The organism is Micromonospora sp. NPDC049102 (genome assembly GCF_043197485.1).
GTDB lineage: Bacteria > Actinomycetota > Actinomycetes > Mycobacteriales > Micromonosporaceae > Micromonospora.
In genome coordinates, this window is record NZ_JBICTE010000041.1 from 23,657 (window position 1) to 48,972 (window position 25,316).

Consider the following 25,316-nt stretch of genomic DNA (forward strand, 5'->3'; position numbering starts at 1 on the left):
GCGGAGGGGCGGGTCACGCCTTCTTGCGGCGCCGGGCACCGCCGCGTTGACGCAGCTGAACCCCGGACTCGGTGAGCACTCGGTGGATGAACCCGTAGGAACGGCCGGTCGAGGCCGCCAGCGCGCGGATGCTCTCCCCCGAGGTGTACCGCTTTACCAGGTCCTTGGCGAGCGTCTGACGCTCGGCTCCGACGATCCGGCGACCCTTCTCAGTGCTGGTGGCTGTGCCAGTGGCTGCCATGCTGTGTCCTCACGTCCCAGACTGTGCGGTTCGGATACGGTCCCACCTATTAGACCGCCTCGAACGATCATGCGCCAGATATCAACTCTTCGCCAACCGACACGCTATGCAATGTCAGGTTCCCGATAGAGTGATCCTCGCGATGGGCCCCGAGTCGGCCCCTCCGGCGTGGTGACGCCCCCGCCCGTACGCTCCCGGGGTGATCGACCTGTTCGGCACCGCGGCCGGCGCGGCCGTGGTCTTCGCCGCCACCGACATCGACGACATCGTCATCCTCACGCTGTTCTTCGTCGCGGCCCGCACCACCGGCCGTCCCCGCACCTGGCAGATCGTCACCGGCCAGTACCTCGGCATCGGCGCGCTCGCGCTGGCCAGCGCGGTGGTCGCCGCCGGGCTGCTGGTGGTGCCGGACCCGTGGACCGGCCTGCTGGGCCTGCTGCCGATCGCGCTGGGCGTCCGCGCGCTGTGGCACGGTGACGACGACGAGCCCGCCACCGTGGTCACCGGCACCCTCGGCGTCGCCGGCGTGACCATCGCCAACGGCGCCGACAACGTGGCCGTCTACGTACCCGTGTTCCGGGCCCTCGGCCCCGGCGACAGCGCGGTCTTCCTGCTGATCTTCGTCGTGCTCATCGGCCTGTGGTGCGCCGTCGCCGCCTGGCTCGGCGGTCACCGGCGGGTGGTAGCTCTGGTGGAACGTGCGGGGCACTGGCTGGTACCGGCGATCTTCGTCGGCATCGGCGTGGTGATCCTGGTCAGCTCAGGTGTGCTCGCCCGGCTGGTCGACCTGCTGGGCTGAGACCGGCCCGCCCCGACCGCCGCGCGGTCAGGCCAGCTCGACCAGTTCGAGGAGGTCGTCGCTCCAGGCGTCCTCGTCGCCGTCGGGCAGCAGGATCGCGCGGTCCGGCTTGAGCGCGAGCACCGCCCCCGGGTCGTGCGTGACCAGCACGATCGCGCCCGGATAATTGGCGATCGCGTCGAGCACCTGCTCGCGGCTGACCGGGTCGAGGTTGTTGGTCGGCTCGTCGAGCAGCAGCACGTTGGCGCCCGAGCAGACCAGCGTGGACAGGGCCAGCCGGGTCTTCTCGCCGCCGGAGAGCACACCGGCCGGCTTGTTCACGTCGTCGCCGGAGAACAGGAACGCGCCGAGGATCTTGCGCAGGTCGGTGTCGGACTGCTCGATCGCGGCGGCGCGCATGTTCTCCAGCACCGTCCGCTCCACGTCCAGTGTCTCGTGCTCCTGCGCGTAGTAGCCCAACCGCAGCCCGTGCCCGGCGTGCACCTCGCCGGTGTCGGGGTTGAGCAGGCCACCGAGCATCCGCAGCAGCGTCGTCTTGCCGGCGCCGTTGAGCCCGAGGATGGCCACCCGGGAACCCCGGTCCACGGCGACGTTGACGTCGGTGAAGATCTCCAACGAGCCGTACGACTTGGACAGGCCGGTCGCGGTCAGCGGCGTCTTGCCGCACGGTGCCGGGCTGGGGAAACGCACCTTCGCCACCCGGTCGGCGACGCGTACGTCCTCCAGGCCCGAGATCAGCTTCTCGGCGCGGCGGGCCATGTTCTGCGCGGCGACGGTCTTGGTGGCCTTGGCCCGCATCTTGTCGGCCTGCGCCATCAGCGCGCCGGCCTTCTTCTCCGCGTTGGCCCGCTCGCGGCGGCGGCGTCGTTCGTCGGTCTCGCGGGCCTCCAGGTACGCCTTCCAGCCCAGGTTGTAGACGTCGATCACGGAACGGGTGGCGTCGAGGAACCAGACCTTGTTGACCACCGACTCCAGCAGTGCCCCGTCGTGGGAGATCACGATGAGCCCGCCCTTGTGGTTGGCGAGGAAGCCACGCAGCCAGGTGATCGAGTCGGCGTCGAGGTGGTTCGTCGGTTCGTCGAGCAGCAGGATGCCGCCGCCGTTCTCACCGGCGTCGCGGAACAGGATGCGGGCCAGCTCGATGCGGCGGCGCTGACCGCCGGAGAGGGTGCCGATGGTCTGGGCGAGCGCGCGGTCCGGCAGACCGAGGTTGGCGCAGATCCGGGCGGCCTCGGCCTCGGCAGCGTACCCACCCAGGGCGGCGAACTGGTCCTCCAGCGCGCCGTAGCGGCGGACCAACTTGTCGGTGGCGTCCTCGGCGAGGCGCTCCTCGACGTCCTTCATCTGGGCCATCAGCACATCGAGACCGCGGGCGGAGAGCACCCGGTCGCGGCCGGTGACCTCCAGGTCACCGGTGCGCGGGTCCTGTGGGAGGTAACCGATGGCGCTGCGCTGGTCGATCTGGCCGCCGTACGGCTGGCCCTCACCGGCGAGCACCTTGAGCGTGGTGGTCTTGCCGGCGCCGTTGCGGCCGACGAGGCCGATCCGATCACCGGGCTGCACGCGCAGGGTGGTGTCGGACAGCAGGATCCGGGAGCCGGCACGCAGCTCCAGGCCGGTGGCAGTGATCATCTCGTGGGACTCGCTCTCGGGGTCTGGAAGGCTGACTCAGGGCACGCGAAAGCGCCGGCGGGCGTTGGGCCCGTCGGCGCGGGGCGGTTCAGCCTTCGCAGCGCGGCACGGCGACAAGTGTACCGGGCACTCACGTACGACCCGCTCGGATTACCAATCAAGATCATCGGGTACCGGAACGCCTGTCCGGACCCCGTCCGGCACTCAGGCGACGAAACGACATACAGACGACATTCACCGGCACCAGGCGATCGGGGTCACCATGGAACTCAACGAGCAGGCCGAGCTCGACACCTCCCAGGCCAAAGACCTGGGTCGCGGCAGCGGCGGCGGGTCGGGCGGCGGCATCGGCATCCCCATCCCGGGAGGCGGCGGCCGGGGCGGCATCATCGGCATCGTGGTAGCCGTGCTCATCGCCCTGCTCGGCGGAGGCTTCGGCCTCAACGCCATGACCAACGGGGACGACGGTGGACAGGCCGGAGGCGAGGACCTGGACCAGGTGTGCTCCACCGCGAACCCGGACCGTCTCCAGGACGCGCGCTGCCGCAACCTGCTCTACGTCAACAGCATCCAGGGGTACTGGCAGAAGGCGTACCCGGAGCTGGGCAAGGGTGAGTACGAGCCCACCATCACCAACTTCTTCCAGCAGGCCGTGAACACCGGCTGCGGGCAGGCCGACTCGGGTGTCGGCCCGTTCTACTGCCCCGCCGACCAGAAGGTGTACATCGACCTGAGCTTCTACGACGAGCTGGCCAACCGGTTCGGGGCCAAGGGCGAGTTCGCCCAGCCGTACGTGCTCGCCCACGAGTACGGCCACCACGTCCAGGACCTGCTCGGCACCAACGCCAAGGCCGGTCAGGGCGACCAGAGCGGGCCCAGGTCCGCCTCCGTGCGGCTGGAGTTGCAGGCCGACTGCTACGCGGGCGCCTGGGCCAAGCACGCCAGCGAGAGCAAGGACAAGAGCGGCGAGAAGCCACTGTTCAAGTCGATCACCCAGGCCGACGTCAGTCAGGCCATCGACGCCGCCGAGGCGATCGGTGACGACAGCATCCAGGAGCGCTCCGGCGGTCAGGTCAACCCCGACCAGTTCACCCACGGCACGTCGGAGCAGCGCAAGCGCTGGTTCAGCCGGGGTTACGAGGGCGGCGACCCGAAGACCTGCGACACCTTCGGCACCGACCAGCTCTGACATTCGACAAGAAGCGACGTGGCAGGCCCCGCGGGGCCTGCCACGTCCATGTTCGGTGTCGGTCGGGCCGAGGCCCGGCAGCGCTTCGGGTGCAGACGTCGGGACGGGGAGGCTTCGTCGACGGCACCGCACCTGACGACAGACACGCTGATCGAGAGCAATGCGCCTTACGACTGTCAATTACTCTCGACCATCAATTGCTGTGTCAGTTCTACCGCCGACCTCCACCGGTCCAGGACGGTCCGCAGGATCTCCATCTCGCTGCCGGCCATGGTCACCTCCCTGCCTGCCGGGGCGGCTGACCCGGGTCGTTCGGGTGCGGCGTCAACGGGGTGACCGTCTCACGCCGCCAGGCGCGCAGCGGCATCGAGGCGAGCGCCGCCTCCAGCTCGTCCGCGTCGGCGGCCTCGAACAGCCCCCACGTACGCCACTCCCCCGGCGCCAGCGGTGGCCGCCACAGGCGCAGCAGACTGCCCTGCGCCGTCAGCTCGGCCGAACGCGCCGCCTCGCGCGCCCGCAGCTCGGCAACCCCGTCCTCCGACGTGCCCCTCGGGCACCGTCGTCCTCATGTCCACCAGGAACTCCACGCGCCCATCCTCGGACCGGCGACGCCACGCCACGCCGGGAACCCCGATCGGGGTGGCTGCCGTCTCCCCGATCACTCCGCGACGTCGGGTGCCGGGTCGCGCAACCGGATCCGTACCGCCCGGGCCGCGCCCACCGCCGCCACCAGCACCGCGTGCCGAGGCTCCGGCACGTCGAGCAGCCGCTCGGCCCGCAGCGGTACGAGGGGGGCCAGCCGACGGTCCGCCAACACCGTGTCCACGGCTCGTCGGTCACCGCCGCAGACGAGGGCCGCCAGCTTCGCCGCCTCCGGCAGCAGCAGCCGTACGGCCAGGTCAGCCGCGTCACCCAACGCCGCCTTGGCCTGGTTGTCGCGCCTGCGGGCGAACCGGTGCTGCGACCACCCACCGGCGGCGGTGCGCCCCTGCACGTACCGGGTGTCCACCTTGGAGACCACCAGGTCGGCACCCTGTGCCACGCCGACCGCCACCGCGCCCTTGCGAGCCAGCAGCAGGCCGATCCGGCGGGGCGCGACGGCCGAGGCCACGAACCCGACGACGTCGTCGCGGGCCGGCGCCCCGGGTGGGGCGTACACCTCGGCGGTCGCCCCGTCGGCGGCGGTGAGCAGCAGCCCGTACCCCTGCACGGTCGTGGTGTGCGGGCCGTGCCGGTCGACGAAGCCCTCCACCCAGCGGGCGACGCGGGCCGGGTCGACCTCGACCCACCGGCCTCCCCCGGCGGCGGGTCGACTGGTCATCGCCCGACCGTACGCCACAGCGGGCGAGGGCCGACCGTCAGCCCGGCAGCAGCGCCGCCACCGCCAGCATCGCGATCAGGACGCTGGAGAGCACTCCGGTGACCAGCCGGCCGCGCGGGCCGGTCAGGGCGCGGCCGACCACGGTGCCGCCGCCGGCGATGAGCAACTGCCAGCTCGCCGAAGCCAGGAACACACCGGCCACGAACAGTGCCGCCGGAAGCACGCCCGCGTCGGCCGTGTCCGGACGACCGAGCACCAACGCGACGAAGTAGAGCACCGTCGTCGGGTTCAGCAGGGTCAACCCGAGCAGCGCCGCGTAGGCACGGCCCGGACTACCCATGCCGCCCCGACTCCCCCGCGCCGTCGGCGCCTGGCGTGCGCGGTGGGCCGCCCAGGTGCGCCAGAAACCGTGCACCGCGAGCGCCACCAGGACCACGGCGGCGACAACCCGCAACGGACCGGCGGCCGGTGCGATGATCCCGGCCAGGCTGGCACCGCCCAGCGCGGCCACCGCCGCGTAGAGCCCGTCGGCCGTCGCCACCGCGAGGGCCGCCGCCGCACCGACCCGGAACGAGGTACGGGCACTGAGCCCCAGGATCAGGATCGCGATCGCCCCGACGGGGATCGCGACGCCGTAACCGGCCACCAGGCCGGCGAGGAACGCCGCGCTCACGGCCGTCGGCACCGGATCGAGGCCCGCTCCGGCACCGGCCGCTGTCGACGACCGGCAGTCGTCGCAGGGACCAGGACCTTCGTCGCGTACGCCTCAATCACAGTCGGCATCCTGCGCCCCGCCCGCACACCCCCGCAACGAATTTCCCCACGCCCCCACGCGGCCGTTAAGCCCGGCCGGCGAGCCGCGCACGCCACGTCGAAGATCGTGCTCGAACCAGGATGTAGTTGCCTCGATGACGCACCGAGGCAACTACATCGATGATCGAGCACGATCTTGGGCTGATCAACGCCGCGACGCGGCCCACCGGGGGTCGCGGCCGAGGTAGGCGAGCAGGACACTGACCTCGTCGGCCTCCTCGCCGGGGTCGAGCGCTGCCGCGTACGCGCCGTAGGCCCGCAGTGGCTCGACGATCTGCCGTGCGACCTTCAGCAGGGGGCGGGCCAGGTCGTCGTGCAGAGGCGACGGCTGGCCGGTGGCCACCGCGATGTCCCAGGCGTGCACCGCGGCGTCGAGGGCGCAGGCCACGGCGGCCACCGGGGCCGGCAGCGCGCCCTGCGGCAGCGGCGTCGGCACCTGCGGATCGTCCTCGTCGACACCTGCCCAGGCACGGGCGGACGCGTCGAGGGCAGCGTTCAGCCCGCTCAGCTTGTCCCCCTCGATCCGCCCGGAGGGCGCGAACGGGTCCTCCTCGGGCCCCGCCCCGCCGGTGATCGCCGCCGTGTAGCCGATCTGGTCACCGGTCGCGTGCTGGAGCACCTGGGTGACCGTCCACAGCTCACAGGGTGTGGACCGGTCCCAGGCATCGGCCGGCACCCCCTCGGCGATCGTTCGCAGCGCACTGTGCGCCTGGTCGAGCACATTTCGCCACTGCCCCGCCGCCAACTCGTCCATTGTCCCGACCCTCTCCGCCGACCCCGCCAGGCGAGCGCATTCGCTCACTTGCGAAACGGAATGTTCCGCTCCGTTCCGAGATCAGCCTAGCAGACCGGAACGATCCGTTCCACTAACGATTGTCGCGCAACCCACAACGAATCGAGCGCGGCACCCGGAGGGCGCCGCGCTCGAAGACTGTGGAACGTAATCGGGTCAGACGTTGAACCCGAGGGAACGGAGCTGGTCCCGACCCTCGTCGGTGATCTTGTCCGGGCCCCACGGCGGAAGCCACACCCAGTTGATCCGGATGTCGTTGACCAGACCGCCACCGGGACCGGTGGTCAGCGCCTGCCGGGCCTGGTCCTCGATCACGTCGGTCAGCGGGCAGGCCGCCGAGGTGAGCGTCATGTCCAGGGTCGCGACGTTCTCGTCGTCGACGTGCACCCCGTACACCAGGCCCAGGTCGACCACGTTGATGCCCAACTCCGGGTCGACGACGTCCTTCATCGCCTCCTCGATGTCGGCGATCATCGCCTTGCTGACGCCGCCCGCCGAGGCGGCGGCGTCGTCGCCGGCACCGGCGGTCGCCGCGTCGTTGGTCGTCGCGGCTTCGTCGGTCGCCACGGCGTCGGTCTGCGGTGCCGCGGTGGCGTCACCGGCCTCCGGCGTCGCCGCGGTAGCGGTGTTCTCGCTCATGCCGTCCCTCCGGATCGCTTCGTGATGCCACCAGACAGCACGGTGCTGCTGGAAATCGCTCGCTGGCGCTCGCTCACGCCGTCACCTCCGGGCTCGCGCCCACGCCGGCGCGTGCCGCGGCGTCCTTGAACGCCATCCACGGCAGCAGCGCGCACTTGACCCGGGCGGGATAGCGGGCGACGCCCGCGAAAGCCACCCCGTCACCGAGTACGTCCTCGTCCGGCGTGACCTGGCCACGGCCGGACATCAACTCGACGAACGCCTCGTGCACCTCGAATGCTTCCCCGGCGCCCCGGCCACGCAGCAACTCGTGCAGCACGCTCGCCGACGCCTGGCTGATCGAGCAGCCCATCCCGTCGTACGAGATGTCGTGCAGCACGGTGCCGTCGGTGGCCACCCGGACGGTGACCTCGTCGCCGCAGGTCGGGTTGACGTGGTGCGCCTCGGCGACCTGGTCGCCCGGGTCGTCGGCGTCACGCAGGCCCCGCCCGTGCGGGTGCTTGTAGTGATCCAGGATGATCTCCTGGTAGAGCTGGTCGAGCTGGACCATCAGTCGAACACCTTCCGTACCTGCTCCAGACCGCCCACCAGGGCGTCGATCTCCCCGGTGGTGGTGTAGAGGTAGAACGACGCCCGGGTCATCGCCGGCACGCCGAACCGGCTGCACACCGGCTTCGCGCAGTGGTGGCCCACCCGCACCTGCACGCCCAGCGAGTCGAGCACCTGGCCCACGTCGTGCGGGTGTACGTCGCCCAGGGCGAACGAGATCGTGCCGCCCCGGCCGACCGGGACGGTCGGGCCGAAGATCCGCAGGTCGGGCACCGCGCCGAGGGCGTCCAGCGCGTACGCCGTCAGCTCCTTCTCGTGCCACTGGATCGCCGGCATGCCGATGCCGGTGAGGTAGTCGACCGCCGCGCCGAGCGCGACCGCCTCGGCGATCGGCGGGGTGCCCGCCTCGAAACGGGCCGGTGGCGCGGCGAACGTCGACCGGGCCATGGTCACCGTCTCGATCATCGAGCCGCCGCCCATCACCGGCGGCATGGCCGCCAGCAGCTCACCCCGACCCCAGAGGACGCCGATGCCGGTCGGGCCGAGCATCTTGTGCCCGGTGAACACGATGTAGTCGGCGTCCAGGTCGACCACGTCGATGGGCAGGTGCGGCACCGACTGCGAGCAGTCAAGCAGCAGCAACGCGCCCACCTCGCGGACCCGCGCGGTGATCCGGGAGGTGGCGTTGACGGTGCCGAGGATGTTCGACATGTGCACGAGCGAGACGATCTTCGTCCGTTCGGTGATCAGGTCTTCCAGGCCGGACTCGTCCAGCCGACCCTGCTCGGTGACTCCGAACCAGCGCAGGGTCGCGCCGGTGCGCTCACAGAGCAGCTGCCACGGGACGATGTTGGAGTGGTGCTCCATCTCGGAGATCACCACCTCGTCGCCGGGGCCGAGCCGGAACCGGGGGTCGGCGTCCGCGCGCAGCGAGGCGTTGGAGAAGGCGTACGCCACGATGTTGATCGCCTCGGTCGAGTTCTTGGTGAACACCACCTCGTCGACGCTCGGCGCGTTGATGAACGCGGCGATCGTGGCTCGCGCCCCCTCGTACGCCTCGGTGGCCTCGGTGCCCAGCGTGTGCACCGAGCGCGACACGTTGGCGTTGTGCCGCGCGTAGTGCTCGTCGAGAACGTCGAGCACCTGGCGCGGTTTGTGCGAGGTGTTGGCGCTGTCGAGGTAGACCAGCGGGTGCCCGTTGACCTCCCGATCGAGGATCGGGAAGTCGGCGCGCACCCGGGCCACGTCGAAACGTGGCACGTCGTCGTACTGCGGCATCCCCTCGGGGATCGCGATGCTGGTCATCTCGACTGCGCCTCTCCCGCTCAGGCCTTGGCCGTGCCGGCCCCGGCGGCGTACCGCTCGTAACCCTCGGCCTCGAGCTTGTCGGCCAGCTCCGGGCCGCCCTGCTCGACGATCCGGCCGGCCACGAAGACGTGCACGAAGTCCGGCTTGATGTAGCGCAGGATCCGCGTGTAGTGGGTGATCAGCAGTACGCCGGTGTCACCGTTGTCGCGGACCCGGTTGACGCCCTCGCTGACCACGCGCAGCGCGTCGACGTCGAGGCCGGAGTCGGTCTCGTCGAGGATCGCGATCTTCGGCTTGAGCAGCTCCAGCTGGACGATCTCGTGCCGCTTCTTCTCACCGCCGGAGAAGCCCTCGTTGACGTTGCGCTGGGCGAACGCCGGGTCCATCTGGAGGCGCTCCATCGCGCCGCGCAGCTCGCCGCCCCAGGTGCGCAGCTTCGGCGCCTCGCCGTCGATCGCGGTCTTGGCGGTCCGCAGGAAGTTCGCCACCGAGACGCCGGGCACCTCGACCGGGTACTGCATGGCCAGGAAGAGGCCGGCGCGGGCGCGCTCGTCGACGGTCATGGCCAGCACGTCCTCGCCGTCGAGGGTGACCGTGCCGCCGGTGATCTCGTACTTGGGGTGCCCGGCGATCGAGTACGCCAGGGTGGACTTGCCGGAGCCGTTCGGACCCATGATCGCGTGAGTCTCACCGGACTTCACGGTCAGGTCGACACCGGCCAGGATCGGCTTGAGCTCACCCTCGGGCAGCTTGACCGACACCTTCAGGTCGCGGATCTCCAGGGTGCTCATTATCGGGTCACTCCATTGCTCGGCGTCAGGCTCAGGTAGATGTCACCGTCGCGGACTTCGACGGGGTAGACGGGGACAGGTTCGGTGGCGGGCAGCCCGCTCGGCTCGCCGGTACGCAGGTCGAAGCGGGAGCCGTGCAGCCAGCACTCGAGCGTGCAGCCGTCGACCTCACCCTCGGAGAGGGCGACCGAGGCGTGCGAGCACTCGTCGTACGCGGCGTAGAACTGACCGTCCTCGGCGTGCACCACCGCGATCGGCGTGCCGTCGACGTCCGCCCTGATGGCGGTGCCCTTCGGCACGTCCTCGGTGGAGCAGATCCGGACCATCAGGCGCCGGCCTTGGCGGTGAAGTCCTCGCTCGCGAGTGCGGGGCTCGCAAGCTCACTCCTCGCGCTCGCCAGCCGGGCCTCGATCGCGTCGCCCAGGCGCTCGCGCAGCGGCTCCACCGGGATCTTGTTGATCACCTCGGCGAAGAACCCACGGACCACCAGGCGGCGGGCCTCACCCTCCGGGATACCCCGGGCCATCAGGTAGAACAACTGCTCGTCGTCGAAGCGGCCGGTCGCGCTGGCATGGCCAGCGCCGGCGATCTCGCCGGTCTCGATCTCCAGATTGGGTACGGAGTCCGCGCGCGCGCCGTCGGTGAGCAGCAGGTTCCGGTTGATCTCGTACGTGTCGGTGCCGGTCGCCTCGGCCTGGATCAGCACGTCGCCGACCCAGACGGTGTGCGCGTCCGCGCCCTGCAGCGCGCCCCGGTAGCCGACGTAGCTGCGGCAGTCCGGCACATTGTGGTCGACGAGCTGCCGGTGCTCGAGGTGCTGGCCTCCGTCGGCGAAGTAGACGCCGTACAGCTCGGCCTCGCCACCGCGGCCCGTGTACTCCACGGAGGTGAACTGCCGGACCAGGTCGCCGCCCAGGGACACCTGGATGTGGACGACCTTGGCGTCCCGACCCAGCTTGATCTTCAGGTGCTGGGCCTGGACCGCGTCGTCGGCCCAGTCGGCGACCGTGACCAGCGTCAGCTTCGCGCCGTCGGCCACGGCGACCTCGACGTTGTCGGCCAGGGTGGTCGACCCGACGTGCTCGAGCACCAGGGTCGCCTCGGCGAAGCGGCCGACCTCGACGAACGTGTGCCCGAACGCCGGCTCCTCCGCGCCCGTGCCGACCACTCGCAGGCTCACCGGCTCGCCGAGCACCACATCCTGCGCCACCCGCACCAGCAGGGCGTCGGGAGCCGCGCCGTACGCCAACGCGCTGACCCGGTCCACCGGGGTGAGCACGCTGCCGACCCGCTCGTCGTCCCGGCCGATCCGGGTGACGGAGACGCCCTCGGGCAGGTCGCCGTGCTCGTGCCGGACCGTGCCGCTCGCGGCCGGAGCGTCACCGACGAGACCGCGGAGGCGCTTGAGCGGGGTGAAACGCCAGTCCTCCTCCAGGCCGGTGAGGGCCGGGAAGTCGGCGACGTCGTACGAGCGCAGCGCCTGCGACTTGGTGCTGGGCGGCGGCGCGGAAGCCTGGGTAGTCATGTCTTCCTTGGTCTGTCTGTTCCGTGACGACGAGGTTGGAGCGGGGTGCGGGCGGGCCGAGGTTCCGGCCCGCACCGCGGGCGGAGGCGGCGTCAGCCGACCGCGCCCTCCATCTGGAGTTCGATCAGCCGGTTCAGCTCCAGGGCGTACTCCATCGGGAGCTCCTTGGCGATCGGCTCGATGAAGCCACGGACGATCATGGCCATCGCCTCGTCCTCGCTCAGACCCCGGCTCATCAGGTAGAAGAGCTGGTCGTCGCTGATCTTGGAGACGGTCGCCTCGTGCCCCATCGACACGTCGTCCTCGCGGATGTCGACGTACGGGTACGTGTCCGAGCGGGAGATGGTGTCGACAAGCAGCGCGTCGCACTTGACCGTGCTGCGGCTGTGGTGCGAACCCTCCAGCACCTGCACCAGACCCCGGTACGAGGTGCGGCCGCCGCCACGGGCGATCGACTTGGAGATGATCGACGAGGAGGTGTGCGGCGCGGCGTGCACCATCTTGGCGCCGGCGTCCTGGTGCTGGCCCTCGCCGGCCATCGCCACCGAGAGCACCTCGCCCTTGGCGTGCTCGCCGGTCATGTAGACCGCCGGGTACTTCATGGTCACCTTCGAGCCGATGTTGCCGTCGACCCACTCCATGGTGGCGCCCTCGTGGCAGACGGCGCGCTTGGTGACCAGGTTGTAGACGTTGTTCGACCAGTTCTGGATGGTCGTGTAGCGGCAGCGCGCGTTCTTCTTCACGATGATCTCCACGACGGCGCTGTGCAGCGAGTCGGAGGAGTAGAGCGGCGCGGTGCAGCCCTCGACGTAGTGCACGTACGCGCCCTCGTCGACGATGATCAGCGTCCGCTCGAACTGGCCCATGTTCTCCGTGTTGATCCGGAAGTAGGCCTGCAGCGGGATCTCGACGTGCACACCCTTCGGCACGTAGATGAACGAGCCACCGGACCACACGGAGGTGTTCAGCGCGGCGAACTTGTTGTCGCCGACCGGGATCACCGTGCCGAAGTACTCCTTGAAGACGTCCTCGTGCTCCTTGAGCGCCGTGTCGGTGTCCAGGAAGACGACGCCCTGCTCCTCAAGGTCCTCACGGATCTTGTGGTAGACGACCTCCGACTCGTACTGCGCCGCGACACCCGCGACCAGCCGCTGCTTCTCCGCCTCCGGGATGCCCAGCCGGTCGTACGTGTTCTTGATGTCCTCGGGCAGGTCCTCCCAGCTGGTGGCCTGCTTCTCGGTGGACCGCACGAAGTACTTGATGTTGTCGAAGTCGATGCCGGTGAGGTCCGCGCCCCAGGCCGGCATCGGCTTGCGGCCGAACAGCCGCAGACCCTTCAGGCGCAGGTCGAGCATCCAGGCCGGCTCGTTCTTCTTGGCCGAGATGTCCCGCACCACCGCCTCGTTGATGCCGCGCTGGGCGACCGCCCCGGCGGCGTCCGGGTCGGACCAGCCGTACTCGTAGCGACCCAGGGCGGCGAGCTGCTCTTCCTGGGTCAGGGGCTGGACGATCTGCTCGGTCATCTATCTGTCCTCACAGTGGTGACGGGATTACCGGATGAAGCACGGCCCGGCTGGGTCGGGATGTGCGTCGTGCACACCCCGTCGCCGTGCGCGATGGTGGCCAGGCGCTGCACGTGGGTGCCGACCAGACGGGAGATCACCGCGGTCTCGGCCTCGCACAGCTGGGGAAACTCGGCGGCCACGTGCGCCACCGGGCAGTGGTGCTGACAGAGCTGGCCGCCGGAGGCGATCGTGGTCGCGTTGGCAGCGTAACCCTCGGCGGTGAGCGCTCCGGCGAGCGCCTCAGCCCGCGCCAGCGGGTCGTCGCCAGCGTCCTCCATCGCGGCGCGGCAGCGCGACTCCAACGCGGAGACCTGCTCGGCGGCGAACGCGTCGACCGCGTCCGCGCCGCCGTTGTGGGCGATCCAGCGCAGCGCGGCGGTGGCCATGTTGTCGTAGTGGTGTGTGCCACAGCGGACCCGAGCCGCCTCGGTCAGCACGAACACCTTGGCCGGACGTCCCCGGCCACGGCTGCCCTGCACCGCCTGCTCGCGGGCGACCACGTCACCGTCGGCGAGCATCGCGTCCAGGTGCCGACGGATCGCGGCGGGGCTCAGGCCGAGCGCCTGACCGAGCTGCGCGGCGGTGGTGGCGCCCCGCTCCAGCAGCAACTGGGTGACGCGGTCACGGGTGGAGATCTCCGTCGCGGCACTGGACAGCGCGGACGACGAGGCCCCGACGAGGGCGGACGCGGACGCGCCGACGGCCTGGGCGGCCGTCGACTGGTGCCCGGAGAGCGCCGCCGCGTTTTTCACAACGCCAACGTTACGTAATTGCCCGAGGGGTGGCAAACCCGGGCCCCGGTGATCCGAACCACCGCGTCGTCGGAGTCGGACGAACCTCGATCACTACGGTGCGTAGGATTTGCGCCGTGAACCGAATCGTCCGTCCGGTCTCCGGCACCCTGCTGCGCCGCCTCGCGCTCACCTCGATCATCGCGAACGTGGGCATCGTCGTCACCGGCGGGGCGGTCCGGTTGACCGCATCGGGCCTCGGCTGCCCCACCTGGCCCCGGTGCACCGACGACTCGTACGTCACCACGCCCGAGATGGGTGTGTACGGGGTGATCGAGTTCAGCAACCGGATGCTGACCTTCGCGGTCGGTCTCGTCGCACTGGCCACCGTGCTGGCCGTGCTGGTCCACCGACCCCGCCGACCCGGGCTCCTCGCGCTGGCCGTCGCCGTGTTCTTCGGTATCCCCGCCCAGGCGGTGGTCGGCGGCATCACGGTGCTCACCAACCTCAACCCGTGGGTGGTGGGGCTGCACTTCCTCGCCTCGATGGCGGTGATCGCCGCCGCGTACGCCCTCTGGCGCCGGATCGGCGACCCGGACGGCCCCGCGATCGCCGTGGTGCCCACTCCCCTGCGCACGCTCGCCCGGATCACCACCGGCGTCACCGTCGCGGTGCTGGTGATCGGCACCTGGGTCACCGGCAGCGGGCCACACGCCGGCGACCACGGCGCGGCCCGCAACGGCCTGGACCCGGAGTCGATCTCCCAGGTCCACGCCGACGGGGTCTTCCTGCTGATCGGCCTGTCCGTGGCACTCGTCTTCGCATTCCGCGCGGTGGGCGCGCGACGGGCCACCCGGGCCGCCGTCGTCCTGTTGGCGGTGGAGCTGGGCCAGGGACTCATCGGCTTCGTGCAGTACTTCACCCACGTACCGGCACTCCTGGTCGGCGCGCACATGCTCGGCTCGTGCCTGGTGCTGCTGGCCGCCCTCGCGGTCCAGTGGTCCACCCGCGAACGCCTCCCGGCCAACGGCGAACACATCGCGCCGGCGGCCGAGACGGCGGTCGCGGTCACCGCCTGACCGTCGCGTACACGCGGCAGCACCGGCGGGACGTCGACGGTGTCGACTGGTTGCTACCCTGCGATCACGAAGCTCGATCTAGGGGTGTCGATGGTCTTCAGTGATGCCGTCTCCGTCTTCGCGCTCCTGGTGTCGCTCGGGTCAGGCGCGGTCGCCCTGCGCTACACCCGTACGGACACCCGATTCGCCGCGTACGACCGGAGCACCGACCTGTTCCTGGAAGTCGACCGGCTCTTCCTGGCCCAGCCGGACCTGAGGCCGTACTTCTACGACGGGGTGCAGCTCGCCGAGGACGACGTCGACCGGCACCGGGTGGAGGCGGCCGCCGAACTCGTCCTGGACGTCTTCGAGTGGATCTGGCGGCGGCAGGAGGAACTCAGCCACCGCGACCAGGAAGGCTGGCGGCACTACATCCTCGAGATGCTCGACGCCAGTCCGGAGCTGTGCCGCTTCCACCACCGTCATCCGGCGTGGCATCCGTGGGTCAACGAGATCCTTCTGAGCAGGGCCAAGAACGCGTGAGGGCGCAGGAACTCGTCGCCGACCCGGATGAGGTGCGTCGCCGGGTGCGCGAGGCGGGCTACGCCTTCGTCCCGTCCTCCGCGTTCCGGGTGCAGGAGACGAGGCAGGCAGCCCTGGAGGACCTGCTGGCCGCGTGGTCGACGCTACCGCTGGATCCCTATCTGCGGGGCGGTGCCTACCGGCGCCGGCGGCACGGCGTCGCCGTCACCGGAGGGTGTGCACCGCGACGGCTTCGACTTCATCGCCCTGCACCACATCGGGCGGCAGGGGGTCACCGGCGGCACCACCTCGCCCTACGACCACGACGGGTCACTGGTGGGGCAGCTACACGCCGATATAGGTCGACCCGGGTTCCCCCGGGTCGGCTGGTGGTGGTTGGTCGATTCAGCTATCTGTCTCAGCGGGCCATCGTGCGCCGGGCCATCGACCGCCAGAGGTCGTTGCTCGGTCGCATCTGGTCCATCAGTTCACGCTCCCAGGCGTTCTCGACGGTGACTCCCGCCTTGGCGCACGCCTCCCGGGCCGTGACGGTGTCCTCGGCGAACTGGTCGCCCCACTCACCGTCGGTGCCCACGAGGACGATCCGCGCGCCGCGCTTACCGACGTACTCGATGACGGCCTTCGCGCCGCCGTGTTCGGCGGCGAACGACTTGAGACCCGCGACCAGGCCCTGCGGGGCCTGCTCGCCGGAGGTCTGCTCGGCCGTCAGCGTCGTATCGGAACCATCTGCCATGACGCGAAGCCTAAGCAGAGTTCCACTCGCCCGGGCGAGAACCATGAAGCTTTTGTGATGCCAATTACGTACAGGTTTAGCGAGAACCAGGTAGTTCCTGTCCGTTTAAATCCTGACTTTCCCGCTGTAAACACGAAGGCACATCAGCTCGCAACTCCCCCAGGTTGAGCCGATACGACTCATGCCGAAAGTTACTCTGATGTGACGTTAAACAGGGACAACTCATCCACGATGGTGACTGTTAACAGGATTGCCGGCGAAACCCAGAGGCCGCGCGCCGGCCAGGGTCAGATCAGCGCGTCGAGCGCGACGGCCACGAACACGATCGTCAGGTACGTCGTCGACCAGTGGAACAGCCGCATCGGCTTGACCGCCTCGCCACGCGTCGCCCGCCGGCAGAGCTTGTGCGCCTCGACCACGAAGATCGCGCCCACCACCAGGGTCGGCACGCCGTAGATCGCGCTCAGGCCCAGCGGCCAGACCGCGAGGGAGGTCAGCACGGTGAGCCAGGCGAAGATCAGAATCTCGGCGTTCACGCGGCGGATCGAGGCCACCACGGGGAGCATCGGGATGCCGGCCCGGGCGTAGTCGTCCTTGTACTTCATGGCGAGCGGGTAGAAGTGCGGCATCTGCCAGAAGAAGACCACCGCGAACAGCGCCCAGGCCGCCGGGGCCAGCCCGCCGGTGACCGCCGCCCACCCGATGAGCACCGGCGCGGCACCGCAGGCGCCACCCCAGAAGGTGTTCGTCGGCGTGGAGCGCTTGAGCCACATCGTGTAGACGACGTCGTAGTAGACGATCGCGGCGAGCGTCAGGCCGGCGGCGAGCAGGTTGGTGAACGCCGCCATCAGGACGATCGAGACGGCCGCCAGCACCAGCCCGAAGACCAGGGCGCTGCGCGGCGACACCGTGTGCGCCGGCAGCGGACGCCGCTTGGTCCGCCGCATCAACTGGTCGATGTCCCGGTCGATGTAGCAGTTGAGGACGCTTGCCGCCCCCGCGGCGAGCGAGCCACCGATGAGCACCACGGCCATCAGCCACAGCGACGGCAGGCCACCCTCGGCGAACATCATCGCCGGGATGGTGGTGACCAGCAGCAGCTCGACGATGCGCGGCTTGGTCAGCGCCACGTACGACGACACGATCGCGCGCACGTCCCGCCGCGCCACCGGACCCTCGGCCGCCCGCGCCGGGGACTGCCCGGCGGGGTTGCTCGCGGGGCGCTCGGTGATCATGCTCACGGATTGCCACCTTCCGGCATCGGCACGGGGAGATCGGGTCGGCCGAGGGCCGCACACCGACCCACACACTACGCGTTGTCGTTTTGGCTGCCCGGCCGACCCGACAACGGTGCGGGCCGTCACACAACCGGGTTGAACGACTCGGCCCGCCGTCACGTACCGCACACCATGCGAGATCCCCGGGCGGACGTTTAGTCACGCTCGATAGGGTCACCACTGAGGGTTCCGCCCATCTGCCGAGGAGCACAACCATCGTGGCTGCCAACCGACCCGAGCACTCCGAACTCAACTGGTCCGACCTCGATCGCCGGGCCGTCGACACCGTCCGCGTCCTGGCCATGGATGCCGTGGAGAAATCCGGCAACGGTCACCCGGGCACCGCGATGAGCCTCGCGCCCGCGGCCTACCTTCTCTTCAACCGGGTCATGCGGCACAACCCGGCCGACCCGAACTGGCCCGGCCGGGACCGGTTCGTCCTCTCCGCCGGCCACTCGAGCCTGACGCTCTACATCCAGCTGTTCCTGTCCGGCTACCCGCTGAGCCTGGACGACCTGAAGTCGCTGCGGCAGTGGGGCTCGATGACCCCGGGCCACCCGGAGCACGGGCACACGCCGGGCGTCGAGACCACCACCGGTCCGCTCGGGCAGGGCCTGGGCAACGCGGTCGGCATGGCCATGGCGGCCCGTCGCGAGCGTGGCCTGTTCGACCCGGAGGCCGAGCCGGGCACGTCGGTCTTCGACCACAACATCTGGTGCATCGTCTCCGACGGCGACATCGAGGAGGGCATCAGCCACGAGGCCAGCGCCCTCGCCGGGCACCAGCAGCTGGGCAGCCTCACGGTGATCTACGACGACAACGAGATCTCGATCGAGGACGACACCCGCATCGCCAAGAGCGAGGACGTCGCGGCCCGCTACGAGGCGTACGGCTGGCACGTGCAGACCGTCGACTGGCGCAGCGGCGACGCCGACCAGGGCGACTACCACGAGAACGTCGAGGCGCTGTACGACGCGCTGGTGGCCGCCAAGGCGGAGACGGCTCGCCCCTCCTTCATCGCGCTGCGCACCATCATCGGCTGGCCCGCCCCCAACAAGCAGAACACCGGCAAGATCCACGGCTCGGCGCTCGGCGCCGACGAGGTGAAGGCCACCAAGCGGATCCTCGGTTTCGACGCGGAGCAGACCTTCCAGGTCGACGACGAGGTGCTGGGGCACGCCCGCACCGTGATGGGTCGCGGCTCCGACGCCGAGCAGGAGTGGACCGGCGCGTTCGACGCCTGGAAGAAGGCCAACCCGGAGCGCACGGCGCTCTACGAGCGGCTCGCCGGCCGGGTGCTGCCCGACGGCTGGACCGACGCGCTGCCGGTCTTCCCCGCCGACGCCAAGGGCGTGGCCACCCGGGCCGCGTCCGGCAAGGTGCTGGAGGCGCTCGCGCCGGTGCTGCCGGAGCTGTGGGGCGGCTCGGCCGACCTGGCCGAGAGCAACAACACCACCATGAAGGGCGAGCCGTCGTTCATCCCGGCGGAGCACGCGACCAAGGACTTCCCGGGCGACGAGTACGGCCGCACGCTGCACTTCGGCATCCGTGAGCACGCCATGGGCGCGATCCTCAACGGCATCGCCCTGCACGGCGGCACCCGCCCGTACGGCGGCACGTTCCTCGTGTTCAGCGACTACATGCGCCCGTCGGTGCGGCTGGCCGCGCTGATGAAGCTGCCGGTGACGTACGTCTGGACGCACGACTCGATCGGCCTGGGCGAGGACGGCCCGACCCACCAGCCGGTGGAGCACCTGACCGCGCTGCGCGCCATTCCGGGCCTGGACGTGGTCCGTCCGGCGGACGCCAACGAGACGGTGTGGGCCTGGCGGCTGGCGCTGGAGCACACCGACCGGCCGACCGCGATGGCGCTGAGCCGCCAGGCCCTGCCGACCCTGGACCGCGACGTGCTGGGCGACGTGGCGGGTGTGGCCAAGGGTGGTTACGTGCTGGCCGAGGCGTCCACCGGCAAGCCCCAGGTGATCATCGTGGGCACCGGTTCCGAGGTGCAGCTCTGCCTGACCGCCCGGGAGCGGCTGGAGGCCGACGGCACCCCGACCCGGGTGGTCTCGATGCCCTGCCAGGAGTGGTTCTACGAGCAGGACGAGGCATACCGGGAGTCGGTGCTGCCGCGCGGGGTAAAGGCACGGGTGAGCGTGGAGGCGGGCATCGCGATGTCCTGGCGCGGGGTCGTCGGCGACCTGGGCGAGAGCGTCAGCATCGAGCACTACGGCGCGAGCGCCCCGTACACCGTGCTCTTCGAGCAGTTCGGGTTCACCCCCGACCGGATCGTCGCGGCGGCACACGCCTCGCTGGCTCGGGTGGGCGACATCACCGGTTTCACGACCGGCAACTGAGGGAGCGTGGACGGCATGACCGACAAGCTGAATGAGCTCACCGCCGCGGGTGTGGCGGTCTGGCTCGATGATCTTTCCCGGGTGCGTCTGAGCTCCGGCGGGCTGGATCAGCTCCGCCGTGAGAAGCACGTCGCCGGGGTCACCACCAACCCGACGATCTTCGCGAAGGCCTTGAGCGACGCCGACGAGTACAACTGGCAGCTGCGCGACCTGGCCATCCGAGACGTCGACGTGGAAGAGGCCGTACGGATGCTCACCACGTACGACGTACGGTGGGCCTGTGACGTGATGCGCCCGTCGTACGACGGCAGCGCCGGCGTGGACGGCCGGGTCTCGATCGAGGTGGACCCGCGCAGCGCGCACGACGCGGACAAGACGGTTGCCGAGGCCAAGGGGCTGTGGTGGCTGGTCGACCGGCCCAACCTCTTCATCAAGATCCCAGCCACCGAGGAGGGCCTGTCGGCGATCACCGACACGCTCGCCGAGGGGATCAGCGTCAACGTGACGCTGATCTTCGGTCTGGACCGCTACTCGGCGGTCATGGAGGCGTTCCTGACCGGTTTGGAGCAGGCCAAGGCGAACGGTCACGACCTGTCGACAATCGGCTCGGTCGCGTCGTTCTTCGTCTCCCGCGTCGACTCCGAGGTCGACAAGAGGCTGGAGAAGGTCGGCTCGGATGAGGCCAAGGCTCTGAAGGGCAAGGCCGCCGTGGCCAACGCCCAGCTGGCGTACGAGCGCTACACCGAGGTCTTCTCCTCGGACCGCTGGAAGGCGCTCGAGACCGCGGGCGCGCACCCGCAGCGGCCGCTGTGGGCCTCCACCTCGACCAAGAACCCGGACTACCGGGACGTCATCTACGTCGAGGAGCTGATCGCCCCCGGCACGGTCAACACCATGCCGGAGTCGGTCATCCACGCGTACGCCGATCATGGCGAGACCCGCGGTGACACCGTCACCGGGTCCTACGACGCGGCCCGGAAGGTCTTCACGGACCTGGAGTCGGTCGGGGTGGACATGTCCGACGTGATCGCCACCCTGGAGCGCGAGGGCGTGGAGAAGTTCGAGGCGAGCTGGCAGGAGCTGCTCGACGGCGTCACCAAGTCGCTCAAGGCGGCCGGCGCCGGCAAGGGCGCTCCGAACGAGGCCGCCAAGGGCAACGCCAAGGCCGCCGAGAAGGCCGGTGGCGCGTGAACGACCGAATCAGCACGCAGCGAAGCGGAGTGGCGGCATGAGTGACCTTCTCGCAGGGCCGGTGGAGGCCGCTGCCGGGCTCGCGGTGTACGGCGCGGACGCGGTCGACAAGTCCGCACCCGCCTCGACCCGGGAGGCGCTGGTCAAGGCCGGCGTCCCCGGCCGGCTGGCCGCCAAGGAGACGGGCCTGTGGGGCCCCGACGCCGAGGCCGAGGCGAAGATCCGGCTCGGTTGGGTGGACACCCACCGGCGCAGCCGGGAGCTGCTGGCGCAGCTCGCCGAGCTGAAGGCCGAGCTGGCCGACCTGGACCACGTGGTCCTCGCCGGGATGGGCGGCTCGTCGCTCGCCCCCGAGGTGATCACGCGGACGCTGGGTCGGCCGCTGACCGTGCTGGACACCACCGACCCGGGCCAGGTCCGCGCGGCCCTCGGTGACCGGCTGGAACGCACCGTCGTCGTGGTGGCCAGCAAGTCCGGCTCGACGGTGGAGACCGACAGCCACCGCCGCGCCTACTGGCAGGCGTTCCTGGACGCGGGGATGACCGAGGCGGAGGCCGGCCGGCACTTCGTCATCGTCACCGACCCGGGGTCGCCGTTGGAGACGACCGCGACGGAGATGGGCGCGTTCACCGTGCTCGCCGACCCGAACGTGGGCGGCCGGTACTCGGCGCTGACCGCGTTCGGGCTGGTGCCGTCCGCGTTGGCCGGTGTCGAGGTGGCGGAGCTGATCGACCAGGCCGACGCGTTGGCCGAGTCGCTCGCCTCCGACCGTGACAACCCGGCGCTGGCGCTGGGTGCCGCGCTGGGCGCCGCCGCCACGCTGGCCCGTGACAAGGTCGCCCTGGTGTCCGACGGCACCGGCATCGACGGCCTGGGCGACTGGGCCGAGCAGCTCATCGCCGAGTCGACCGGTAAGGCCGGCGTGGGCATCCTGCCGGTGGTCGTGGAGTCCCCGCAGAGTCCCGGCGCGACCGGTGCCGACGTGTTGACCGTCAGCTACGGCGGCGCGTTGGCGGCCGGTGACGTGCCGGGCGGCGGCGCGGACCCGGACGTGGCCGTCAACGGTCCGCTGGGCGCGCAGTTCCTGGCCTGGGAGTACGCCACCGCGGTGGCCGGCGTGGTGCTCGGCATCGACCCGTTCAACCAGCCGAACGTCACCGAGTCCAAGGAGAACACCAACAAGATTCTCGCCTCGGGCCTGCCGACGGAGTCGCCGTCGTTCACCGAGGGCGCGATCGAGGTGTACGCGCCGCAGGGCGCCCCGGGTGACCTGGCCGGCGTCCTGCGCTGGCTGCTCGACGGGCTGGGCGACGACGGCTACCTGGCGGTCATGGCGTACCTCGACCGGTTCGCCGACGCCGACACAGCAGGCCTGCGGCCGCTGCTGGCCGAGGCGTCCGGCCGGCCCGTCACCTTCGGGTGGGGACCGCGGTTCCTGCACTCGACCGGCCAGTACCACAAAGGCGGCCCCCAGGTGGGCAGCTACCTGCAGGTGACCGGCGCGGTCGCGGAGGACCTGGACGTTCCGGGCAAGCCGTACACCTTCGGCGAGTTGCAGGCGGCGCAGGCCGCCGGCGACCGGCAGGCCCTCGCCGGCCGGGAGCGGCCGGTACTGCGGCTGCACCTGACCGACCGGGCCGCCGGGGTCGCCCAACTACTCGACGCGGCCGGTCAGCTGCGCACGTGAGGATGGACGACGTGACCCAAGGCGTGAACCCGCTACGCGACCCGCAGGACCGCCGGTTGCCCCGGATTCCGGAGCCGTGCGCTCTGGTGATCTTCGGGGTGACCGGCGACCTGGCCCGTAAGAAGCTGCTCCCCGCGGTCTACGACCTGGCGAACCGGGGGCTGCTGCCGCCCGGCTTCGTGGTGCTCGGGTTCGCCCGCCGTGACTGGGGTGACGGCGACTTCGAGACCCTCGCGTGCGAGGCGGCCCGCAAGCACGCTCGCACCCCGTGGCGGGAGGAGGTGTGGGCGCGGCTGGCCGGCAACATCAAGTTCGTCGGCGGGTCGTTCGACGACGACGACGCCTTCGACCAGCTCGCCTCGACCCTGGACGACCTGCGACAGACCCACGGCATCGCCGGCAACGCGGCGTTCTACTTCTCGATCCCGCCCGCCGCGTTCCCCGTCGTGCTCAAGCAACTCGCCCGCACCGGGATGGCCGACAACGAGAAGTCGGGCGGCTGGCGGCGGGTGGTGGTGGAGAAGCCGTTCGGCAACGACCTGCCCTCGGCGAAGGCGCTCAACGACCTGGTCGACGACGTGTTCACCCGGCAGGACGTCTTCCGGATCGACCACTACCTGGGCAAGGAGACGGTCCAGAACATCCTCGCCCTGCGGTTCGCCAACAACCTGTTCGAGCCGCTGTGGAACTCCAAGTACGTCGACTCGGTGCAGATCACCATGGCCGAGGACGTCGGCATCGGCACCCGGGCCGGCTTCTACGACACCGTCGGCACCGCCCGCGACGTCCTGCAGAACCACCTCCTCCAGCTCCTCGCCCTGGTGGCGATGGAGGAGCCGACCAGCTTCGACGCGGACGAGATCCGCGCCGAGAAGCTGAAGGTGCTCAAGGCGATCACCCTGCCGAAGGACGTGGCCCGGGACACCGTCCGCGGCCAGTACCTGCCCGGCTGGGTGGGTGGCGAGCGCGCGGTCGGCTACCGGGAGGAGCAGGACGTCCCCGCCGACTCCACGACGGAGACGTACGTGGCGGTACGCCTCGGCATCCAGAACCGCCGCTGGGCCGAGGTGCCGTTCTACATCCGGGCCGGCAAGCGCCTGCCCCGGCGGGTCACCGAGGTCGCCATCATGTTCAAGAAGGCGCCGCACCTGCCGTTCAACGACGCCGACATGGAGTCGCTGGGCAACAACCAGCTCGTCATCCGCGTACAGCCGGACGAGGGCGTGGTGCTCAAGTTCGGCTCGAAGGTGCCGGGCACCACGATGGAGGTCCGCGACATCGCGATGGACTTCCAGTACGGCGAGGCGTTCACCGAGTCCAGCCCGGAGGCGTACGAGCGCCTCGTCCTGGACGTGCTGATCGGCGACCGCACCCTGTTCCCGGACGCGGCCGAGGTCGAGCAGAGCTGGCAGGTCATCGACCCGCTGGAGCACGCCTGGGTGGGCACCACACCGGAGCCGTACCGCGCCGGCGAGTGGGGTCCACGGGCCTCCGACGAGATGCTGGCCCGCGAGGGTCGCGCTTGGAGACGAGCATGATCGGGCTGTGGGACACCACCGGCAACGAGGTGGTCAAGGCGCTGGCCGCCGAGCGGCGTAGCGCCGGTGGTGTGGCCAGTGGCATGGCGCTCACCCTCATCGTGGTGGTGGACGAGAAGCGGGTCCGCGAGGCGGAGGCGGCGGCGACCATCGCCGCCGCCGCCCACCCGTGCCGGCTGGTGGTCGTGGTCCGCTCCGACATCGAGCGGGAACGCAACCGGCTGGACGCGGAGATCGTGGTCGGCGGTCGCCTCGGCCCGTGCGAGGCGGTGGTCACCCGGATGTACGGGCGACTCGCCCTGCACGCCGAGTCGGTGGTGATGCCGCTGCTGGTGCCGGACGTACCGGTGGTGACCTGGTGGCACGGTGAGCCGCCCGCGGAGATCGCCACCGACTTCCTCGGTGTGGTCGCCGACCGGCGGATCACCGACACGGCGCAGGCCGCCGACCCGGTGGAGGCGCTGCGCCAGCGGGCCCGGGACTACGCACCGGGCGACACCGACCTGGCGTGGACCCGGATCACCCCGTGGCGGACCCTGGTCGCCGGGGCGTTCGACACCACCAGCGAGCAGGTCACCGAGGCGACAGTCGTCGCGCCACCCAGCGACCCGACGGCAGCCCTGATGGTCGGTTGGCTGTCCAGCCGGCTCGGCATCACGCCGCGCCGGGTGGACACCGACGAGTTTCCCCGGATGCGGGAGGTGCAGTTGACCTGCGCCAACGGCGACAAGCTGACGCTGACCCGCGAGGACAGCCTGGCGGTGTTCCGGCGTACCGGCCAGGACGACCGGACCCTGCCGCTGGTCCGTCGGCCGCTCGGCGACGAGTTGGCCGAGGAGCTGCGCCGCCTCGACGCCGACCAGGTGTACGCGGAGGCGTTGGGCGCCACCGCCGGCCTGCGCGGTCTGGAACAGCGCCCATCGCAGCGGGTGCACGTCTGGAAGGATCCGGCCACGGCCCAGCGCGCCGAGGCCGGGGTCACCGCGCACACCGGCACGAGCGGCGAGAGCTGAGCAGTACGACACCGGAGGGCCGG

At 70.6% G+C, this 25,316-nt stretch carries 26 protein-coding genes; 10 read left to right on the plus strand and 16 right to left on the minus strand.

The genetic code is table 11. The features are described 5' to 3' along the window. Positions 1-13: 13 nt before the first annotated feature. Positions 14-241, minus strand: a complete 228-nt coding sequence (locus tag ACGFH9_RS28010) for a helix-turn-helix domain-containing protein (RefSeq protein WP_007462679.1) — start codon at positions 239-241, stop codon at positions 14-16. A gap of 199 nt (positions 242-440) precedes the next feature. On the opposite strand from ACGFH9_RS28010, the gene ACGFH9_RS28015 reads away from it, so the two are divergent. Beyond that, positions 441-1,040 (plus strand): cadmium resistance transporter, encoded by a 600-nt coding sequence (locus ACGFH9_RS28015; RefSeq protein ID WP_393224966.1) that lies wholly within the window; start codon positions 441-443, stop codon positions 1,038-1,040. Between the two features lie 27 nt (positions 1,041-1,067). On the opposite strand, the gene ACGFH9_RS28020 is transcribed toward ACGFH9_RS28015, so the two are convergent. Beyond that, a complete protein-coding gene (locus ACGFH9_RS28020; protein ID WP_355248811.1) occupies positions 1,068-2,672 on the minus strand; it encodes an ABC-F family ATP-binding cassette domain-containing protein in 1,605 nt (534 codons plus the stop codon). Positions 2,673-2,934: 262 nt separating this feature from the next. Between ACGFH9_RS28020 and ACGFH9_RS28025 the strand changes: the two genes are divergently transcribed. Further along, positions 2,935-3,861: a neutral zinc metallopeptidase gene (locus ACGFH9_RS28025; protein WP_393224969.1), complete on the plus strand. Its 927-nt coding sequence runs from the start codon at positions 2,935-2,937 to the stop codon at positions 3,859-3,861. 274 nt (positions 3,862-4,135) lie between these two features. Here ACGFH9_RS28025 and ACGFH9_RS28030 read toward each other — a convergent pair whose 3' ends face one another. The 12 genes from ACGFH9_RS28030 to ACGFH9_RS28085 all read right to left on the minus strand — a co-directional run bounded on the left by ACGFH9_RS28030 (position 4,136) and on the right by ACGFH9_RS28085 (position 13,821). Then, entirely contained in the window at positions 4,136-4,381 is a 246-nt protein-coding gene (locus ACGFH9_RS28030; RefSeq protein ID WP_393225051.1) for a muconolactone Delta-isomerase family protein, read from the minus strand. Positions 4,382-4,519: 138 nt separating this feature from the next. Beyond that, positions 4,520-5,182, minus strand: a complete 663-nt coding sequence (locus tag ACGFH9_RS28035) for an acVLRF1 family peptidyl-tRNA hydrolase (protein WP_393224972.1) — start codon at positions 5,180-5,182, stop codon at positions 4,520-4,522. A gap of 37 nt (positions 5,183-5,219) precedes the next feature. Beyond that, positions 5,220-5,855, minus strand: a complete 636-nt coding sequence (locus tag ACGFH9_RS28040) for a LysE family transporter (protein WP_393225053.1) — start codon at positions 5,853-5,855, stop codon at positions 5,220-5,222. A 285-nt stretch (positions 5,856-6,140) separates the two neighbouring features. Next, positions 6,141-6,749: a TIGR03086 family metal-binding protein gene (locus tag ACGFH9_RS28045; protein ID WP_393224975.1), complete on the minus strand. Its 609-nt coding sequence runs from the start codon at positions 6,747-6,749 to the stop codon at positions 6,141-6,143. A 195-nt stretch (positions 6,750-6,944) separates the two neighbouring features. After that, on the minus strand, positions 6,945-7,427 hold the full coding sequence (locus tag ACGFH9_RS28050) for a metal-sulfur cluster assembly factor (RefSeq protein WP_393224977.1): 483 nt from the start codon (positions 7,425-7,427) through the stop codon (positions 6,945-6,947). Between the two features lie 73 nt (positions 7,428-7,500). After that, on the minus strand, positions 7,501-7,977 hold the full coding sequence (sufU, locus tag ACGFH9_RS28055) for a Fe-S cluster assembly sulfur transfer protein SufU (RefSeq protein WP_393224980.1): 477 nt from the start codon (positions 7,975-7,977) through the stop codon (positions 7,501-7,503). Continuing rightward, entirely contained in the window at positions 7,977-9,281 is a 1,305-nt protein-coding gene (locus ACGFH9_RS28060) for a cysteine desulfurase (protein ID WP_393224983.1), read from the minus strand. The genes sufU and ACGFH9_RS28060 overlap by 1 nt, the downstream gene beginning before the upstream one ends. A gap of 20 nt (positions 9,282-9,301) precedes the next feature. Then, positions 9,302-10,075 (minus strand): Fe-S cluster assembly ATPase SufC, encoded by a 774-nt coding sequence (gene sufC, locus ACGFH9_RS28065; protein WP_112677399.1) that lies wholly within the window; start codon positions 10,073-10,075, stop codon positions 9,302-9,304. Beyond that, positions 10,075-10,401, minus strand: coding sequence for a non-heme iron oxygenase ferredoxin subunit (locus ACGFH9_RS28070; protein ID WP_393224987.1), 327 nt, complete (start codon positions 10,399-10,401; stop codon positions 10,075-10,077). Before ACGFH9_RS28070 ends, sufC begins: the two co-directional genes overlap by 1 nt. Then, positions 10,401-11,600: a Fe-S cluster assembly protein SufD gene (gene sufD, locus ACGFH9_RS28075; protein ID WP_393224989.1), complete on the minus strand. Its 1,200-nt coding sequence runs from the start codon at positions 11,598-11,600 to the stop codon at positions 10,401-10,403. The genes ACGFH9_RS28070 and sufD overlap by 1 nt, the downstream gene beginning before the upstream one ends. Positions 11,601-11,692: 92 nt before the next feature. After that, complete coding sequence (gene sufB / locus ACGFH9_RS28080) at positions 11,693-13,123, minus strand: Fe-S cluster assembly protein SufB (RefSeq protein ID WP_393224992.1); 1,431 nt, start codon at positions 13,121-13,123, stop codon at positions 11,693-11,695. After that, entirely contained in the window at positions 13,120-13,821 is a 702-nt protein-coding gene (locus ACGFH9_RS28085; RefSeq protein ID WP_393225056.1) for a helix-turn-helix transcriptional regulator, read from the minus strand. Before ACGFH9_RS28085 ends, sufB begins: the two co-directional genes overlap by 4 nt. Before the next feature lie 194 nt (positions 13,822-14,015). Between ACGFH9_RS28085 and ACGFH9_RS28090 the strand changes: the two genes are divergently transcribed. The 3 genes from ACGFH9_RS28090 (at position 14,016) to ACGFH9_RS28100 (ending at position 15,992) form a co-directional block, all read left to right on the plus strand. Then, the gene (locus ACGFH9_RS28090) at positions 14,016-14,975 is read left to right on the plus strand and encodes a heme A synthase (protein WP_393224995.1); all 960 of its coding nucleotides are present in this window, start codon (positions 14,016-14,018) and stop codon (positions 14,973-14,975) included. Positions 14,976-15,065: 90 nt separating this feature from the next. Beyond that, complete coding sequence (locus tag ACGFH9_RS28095) at positions 15,066-15,497, plus strand: hypothetical protein (RefSeq protein WP_355248598.1); 432 nt, start codon at positions 15,066-15,068, stop codon at positions 15,495-15,497. 27 nt (positions 15,498-15,524) lie between these two features. Next, positions 15,525-15,992 carry a 2OG-Fe dioxygenase family protein gene (locus ACGFH9_RS28100; RefSeq protein WP_393224998.1) on the plus strand — a complete coding sequence of 156 codons (468 nt, stop codon included), beginning with the start codon at positions 15,525-15,527 and terminating at the stop codon, positions 15,990-15,992. Here ACGFH9_RS28100 and ACGFH9_RS28105 read toward each other — a convergent pair. Together ACGFH9_RS28105 and ACGFH9_RS28110 are read right to left on the minus strand one after the other, a co-directional pair. After that, positions 15,895-16,230 (minus strand): hypothetical protein, encoded by a 336-nt coding sequence (locus tag ACGFH9_RS28105; RefSeq protein ID WP_393225001.1) that lies wholly within the window; start codon positions 16,228-16,230, stop codon positions 15,895-15,897. The two genes, ACGFH9_RS28100 and ACGFH9_RS28105, sit on opposite strands and share 98 nt — an antisense overlap. Positions 16,231-16,517: 287 nt before the next feature. Then, the gene (locus ACGFH9_RS28110; RefSeq protein WP_393225004.1) at positions 16,518-17,471 is read right to left on the minus strand and encodes a heme o synthase; all 954 of its coding nucleotides are present in this window, start codon (positions 17,469-17,471) and stop codon (positions 16,518-16,520) included. A gap of 254 nt (positions 17,472-17,725) precedes the next feature. Between ACGFH9_RS28110 and tkt the strand changes: the two genes are divergently transcribed. The 5 genes from tkt to ACGFH9_RS28135 are packed head-to-tail and all read left to right on the plus strand — an operon-like array spanning position 17,726 to position 25,293. Next, positions 17,726-19,864: a transketolase gene (gene tkt, locus ACGFH9_RS28115; protein WP_393225006.1), complete on the plus strand. Its 2,139-nt coding sequence runs from the start codon at positions 17,726-17,728 to the stop codon at positions 19,862-19,864. A 15-nt stretch (positions 19,865-19,879) separates the two neighbouring features. After that, positions 19,880-21,055, plus strand: a complete 1,176-nt coding sequence (gene tal / locus ACGFH9_RS28120) for a transaldolase (RefSeq protein WP_393225009.1) — start codon at positions 19,880-19,882, stop codon at positions 21,053-21,055. 37 nt (positions 21,056-21,092) lie between these two features. Continuing rightward, positions 21,093-22,742 carry a glucose-6-phosphate isomerase gene (locus ACGFH9_RS28125; protein ID WP_355248580.1) on the plus strand — a complete coding sequence of 550 codons (1,650 nt, stop codon included), beginning with the start codon at positions 21,093-21,095 and terminating at the stop codon, positions 22,740-22,742. 2 nt (positions 22,743-22,744) lie between these two features. Beyond that, positions 22,745-24,280: a glucose-6-phosphate dehydrogenase gene (zwf, locus tag ACGFH9_RS28130; RefSeq protein WP_393225059.1), complete on the plus strand. Its 1,536-nt coding sequence runs from the start codon at positions 22,745-22,747 to the stop codon at positions 24,278-24,280. Then, a complete protein-coding gene (locus tag ACGFH9_RS28135; RefSeq protein ID WP_393225013.1) occupies positions 24,277-25,293 on the plus strand; it encodes a glucose-6-phosphate dehydrogenase assembly protein OpcA in 1,017 nt (338 codons plus the stop codon). Before zwf ends, ACGFH9_RS28135 begins: the two co-directional genes overlap by 4 nt. Positions 25,294-25,316: the final 23 nt, after the last annotated feature.

Coding starts and splice junctions, on each gene's coding strand:
- ACGFH9_RS28035 (WP_393224972.1), bottom strand. CDS start 5,182: ATGACCAGTCGACCCGCCGCCGGGGGAGGCCGGTGGGTCGAGGTCGAC.
- ACGFH9_RS28100 (WP_393224998.1), top strand. CDS start 15,525: ATGAGGTGCGTCGCCGGGTGCGCGAGGCGGGCTACGCCTTCGTCCCGT.
- ACGFH9_RS28095 (WP_355248598.1), top strand. CDS start 15,066: ATGGTCTTCAGTGATGCCGTCTCCGTCTTCGCGCTCCTGGTGTCGCTC.
- sufB (WP_393224992.1), bottom strand. CDS start 13,123: ATGACCGAGCAGATCGTCCAGCCCCTGACCCAGGAAGAGCAGCTCGCC.
- tal (WP_393225009.1), top strand. CDS start 19,880: ATGACCGACAAGCTGAATGAGCTCACCGCCGCGGGTGTGGCGGTCTGG.
- ACGFH9_RS28070 (WP_393224987.1), bottom strand. CDS start 10,401: ATGGTCCGGATCTGCTCCACCGAGGACGTGCCGAAGGGCACCGCCATC.
- ACGFH9_RS28060 (WP_393224983.1), bottom strand. CDS start 9,281: ATGACCAGCATCGCGATCCCCGAGGGGATGCCGCAGTACGACGACGTG.
- ACGFH9_RS28050 (WP_393224977.1), bottom strand. CDS start 7,427: ATGAGCGAGAACACCGCTACCGCGGCGACGCCGGAGGCCGGTGACGCC.
- sufD (WP_393224989.1), bottom strand. CDS start 11,600: ATGACTACCCAGGCTTCCGCGCCGCCGCCCAGCACCAAGTCGCAGGCG.
- ACGFH9_RS28045 (WP_393224975.1), bottom strand. CDS start 6,749: ATGGACGAGTTGGCGGCGGGGCAGTGGCGAAATGTGCTCGACCAGGCG.
- ACGFH9_RS28125 (WP_355248580.1), top strand. CDS start 21,093: ATGAGTGACCTTCTCGCAGGGCCGGTGGAGGCCGCTGCCGGGCTCGCG.
- sufU (WP_393224980.1), bottom strand. CDS start 7,977: ATGGTCCAGCTCGACCAGCTCTACCAGGAGATCATCCTGGATCACTAC.
- ACGFH9_RS28020 (WP_355248811.1), bottom strand. CDS start 2,672: ATGATCACTGCCACCGGCCTGGAGCTGCGTGCCGGCTCCCGGATCCTG.
- zwf (WP_393225059.1), top strand. CDS start 22,745: ATGGACGACGTGACCCAAGGCGTGAACCCGCTACGCGACCCGCAGGAC.
- ACGFH9_RS28105 (WP_393225001.1), bottom strand. CDS start 16,230: ATGGCAGATGGTTCCGATACGACGCTGACGGCCGAGCAGACCTCCGGC.
- ACGFH9_RS28135 (WP_393225013.1), top strand. CDS start 24,277: ATGATCGGGCTGTGGGACACCACCGGCAACGAGGTGGTCAAGGCGCTG.
- sufC (WP_112677399.1), bottom strand. CDS start 10,075: ATGAGCACCCTGGAGATCCGCGACCTGAAGGTGTCGGTCAAGCTGCCC.
- ACGFH9_RS28010 (WP_007462679.1), bottom strand. CDS start 241: ATGGCAGCCACTGGCACAGCCACCAGCACTGAGAAGGGTCGCCGGATC.
- ACGFH9_RS28025 (WP_393224969.1), top strand. CDS start 2,935: ATGGAACTCAACGAGCAGGCCGAGCTCGACACCTCCCAGGCCAAAGAC.